Genomic DNA, 3,282 nt, shown 5'->3' with positions numbered 1-3,282 from the left:
CCGACCTCGGCGACCGCCGCCCACGGGGCCCGCACGGTGCTGCGCTCGGCCGGCGAGGAGCGCACCGTCCTGGTCGTCGAGACTCCCGAGCCCGACCCGGCCGAGCAGGACCGTCTGCGCGCCGCGTACGCCTCGCCCGGTGCCCGGCCCGCCCTGCGGGACGCGGTGCTCTTCGACGCCGCACCGGGCCGGCGCTTCGCCGACGATCCGGCCGCTCTGCTGGCCGAGCTGACCCGCCGGCCGCAGGCCCCGATCGCCCGCTGGACGGTCGAGCGTGGCCAGCCGGTGCCGTCCGGCGCCGAGCCGGTCACCCACGGCAGCGAGGCCTGGTACGCCGCCCTGACCACCAGCCGCTGGATCGTCACCAACGACGACCTGCCGCGCTGGTTCCGCCCGGCCGACGGTCAGGTGGTGCTCCGGCTGGCCGGTGGCTGGCCGATCGCCCGCACCGGGGCCACGGCGGTCGCCCACCCGCTCGGCCAGGAGCTGATCGACCAGCTCGACTCCGACGCGGCGAGCTGGACGGCCCTGGCGTCGCCGAGCCCCTCGGCCACCCCGGTGCTGCGCCGGGAGCTGCGGTTCGGCGGCCCGGTCCTGGAGTGGGGGCGCCCGGCCGACGACCTGCTCACCACCATGGACGCCGAGACCGCCCGGGCCGCGGTGCTCGCGCGCCTGGCGCTGCCCGCCGGCACCCGGCTGATCCTGTACGCACCCACCCGGCGCCCGATGGACTGGCGCAAGCGGGGCTGGAGCGACCCGGGCAAGCTGCTGGATCTGCCCGCCGTCGTGGCCGCCCTGCCGCCCGGCCACACGTTGCTCGTCCGCCGGCATCCGGCGCTCGGCGACGACGTGCTGGGCCTGGTGCCCGGCGTGCTCGACGTGTCGGCATATCCGCAGGTGGGCGACCTGCTGCTGGCCGCCGACGCGCTGATCACCGACTACTCGACCCTGCTGGCCGACTTCGCGGTCACCGGCCGGCCGGTCCTGCTCCACGTGCCCGACCTGGCGGAGTTCCAGGCTTCGCCCGGGCTCAACGTCGACCTCGGCGCCGTGGCTCCCGGACCGCTGCTGAGCACCTCCGCCGAGGTGGCCGCGGCGCTGGGCGCGCTCGACACCGTCGCCGCCGAACACGCGGGGGCGGCCAAGGCGTTCGCGGAGACATATGCGACCGCACGGGACGGCCGGGCGGCCGAGCGGCTGGTCGACTGGTTGCTCGCAGCTGTCCGAAAGGGGAGTGGCAGTGGAGGTGACGTGACTGAGGCCACTATCGTTTTGCCATGACCTCCATCGCGCTCGCTGAGGAACTCCTCCTCCTCGCGTACGACGACCAGACCGGCAAGGCGACCGGTTCCCGCATCGGGCTCGACCTCGGTATGTCCGCGGCCGTGCTGGTGGACCTCGCGCTGGCCGGCCGGATCGCCTACGTGAACGGCAACCTCGTCGTCAACGACCCGACCCCGATCGGCGACCCGATCGCCGACCTGGTGCTCGCCAAAGCCGCCGCGGACGACCCGCACACCCCCGCGCAGTGGGTGCAGCGGCTGCGCCACAACCTCCGTAACCGGGTCCTGCAGGACCTGATCGAGCGGGGCGTGGTGCGTGACGTGGACGAGACCCAGATGGGTCACATCCACGTGCACCGCTATCCGACCGCGGACCCCGCGTTCGAGGCGGAGATCCGCAAGCGGCTGGCCGAGGCGCTGATCACCGACGCGCCGCCGGACGAGCGGACCGCGGCCCTGGCCACGCTGCTCGTGGCGACCCGGATGGAGCCGGCTCTGCGGCTGCCGCCGGAGGAGGCCGCCCGGGCCCACCAGCGGCTGGAGCAGATCGCCAGCGGAGCGGGCTTCTCCGGCTCCATGAACCTCGAGGACTCGATCGTGCGCCCGAGCGTCGCCCTGGTGGTGGCCACCCTGAGCCGGGCGATCAGCGCGGCGCTGGGCGCCCCGAAGGTGATCTGACGCGGGACCGGGGCCCTGGCGGCCCCGGCCACCGGCGGTCAGGCCAGGCCGAGCGCGGCCGAGATCTCCGGGCGCAGCCCGCTGTCCATCGCGGCCACGGCGCGTGACCGGGCGGCGGTCAGGTCACCGTCGGTCACCGGCTCGACCACTTCCAGGTACGCCTTGAGCTTCGGTTCGGTGCCGGACGGCCGGATGACCACCCGGGCCCGGGCCGTCCGCAGGGTCAGCACGTCGGCGTCCGGCAGCCGGTCCTCGACCTCGGTCACCGGGTCGCCGAGCAGGCTCTTCGGCGGGTCCTGGCGGATCCGGGCCATGGTGCTCGTGATCAGGCCGAGGTCCTCGACCCGCAGCGAGACCTGCCCGGTGCGGTGCACGCCGAACTCCGCGTCCAGCTCGTCGAGACGATCGGCCGGCGAACGTCCCTCGGCCTTGAGCGTGGCGGCCAGGTCGGCCACGGTCACCGCCGCGGTGATGCCGTCCTTGTCGCGGACCAGCCCCGGCGCGACGCAGTAGCCCAGCGCCTCCTCGTAGCCGTACGCGAGCTCCTCGGCGCCGCGGACGATCCACTTGAAGCCGGTCAGGGTCTCCGCGTACGGCACGCCCCGGGCGGTGCACAGGGCCCGCAGCAGCGTCGAGGAGACGATCGTGGTCGCGTACGTGCCCGGCACGCCGCGCCGGATCAGGTGGTCGGCGAGCAGTACGCCCAGCTCGTCGCCGCTCAGCGGCCGCCAGCTGCCCGGCTCGGCGCCGGGGATCGCGATGGCACAGCGGTCGGCGTCGGGGTCGTTGGCGATGGCCAGGTCGGCACCGGTCTGTCCGGCCAGGGCCAGCAGCAGGTCCATCGCGCCGGGCTCCTCCGGGTTGGGGAACGCGACGGTCGGGAACGCCGGGTCCGGCTCGGCCTGCTCGGCGACCACGGCCGGGGCGGCGAAACCGGCCGCGGCGAACGTCGCGGCGAGCACCTGGCCACCGACCCCGTGCAGCGGCGTGTACGCCACCTTCAGGTCACGGGGGCCGGCGGCGACGACGGCGGCCGCGCTGTTCACGTACCCCTGGATGATCGTCTCGTCGAGGACCGTGCCCGGCTCACCCAGCGGGACCTCGGCCACGTGCCCGACCGCCTGGATGGCCGCCTCGATGCCCGCGTCGGCGGGCGGGACGATCTGCGCGCCGGCCCCGGCCGGACCGCCCAGCTGAGCGCCCAGGTAGACCTTGTAGCCGTTGTCCTGGGGCGGGTTGTGACTGGCGGTGACCATGACCCCGGCCACGGCGTCCAGCTGACGCACCGCGTACGCCAGCACCGGCGTCGGCATCGGGCGGG

Annotated in this window: 3 protein-coding genes; 2 read left to right on the top strand and 1 reads right to left on the bottom strand. The window is 75.0% G+C overall.

The window, feature by feature from the left end; genetic code table 11:
* Nucleotides 1-1,281, top strand: a 1,281-nt coding sequence (locus AB0C29_RS40020) for a CDP-glycerol glycerophosphotransferase family protein (protein ID WP_360832052.1), incomplete at its 5' end; no start/stop codon positions are given.
* Entirely contained in the window at nt 1,278-1,961 is a 684-nt protein-coding gene (locus tag AB0C29_RS40015) for a GPP34 family phosphoprotein (protein ID WP_360832049.1), read from the top strand. The genes AB0C29_RS40020 and AB0C29_RS40015, both read left to right, overlap by 4 nt.
* 38 nt (nt 1,962-1,999) lie before the next feature.
* Here AB0C29_RS40015 and AB0C29_RS40010 read toward each other — a convergent pair.
* The coding region (locus AB0C29_RS40010) for a phospho-sugar mutase (RefSeq protein WP_360832046.1) at nt 2,000-3,282 on the bottom strand (1,283 nt) is incomplete at its 5' end.

This window comes from Actinoplanes sp. NPDC048791 (assembly GCF_040650095.1).
In the GTDB taxonomy this organism is placed as follows: domain Bacteria; phylum Actinomycetota; class Actinomycetes; order Mycobacteriales; family Micromonosporaceae; genus Actinoplanes.
This window is presented reverse-complemented; position numbering and strand designations above follow the sequence as displayed.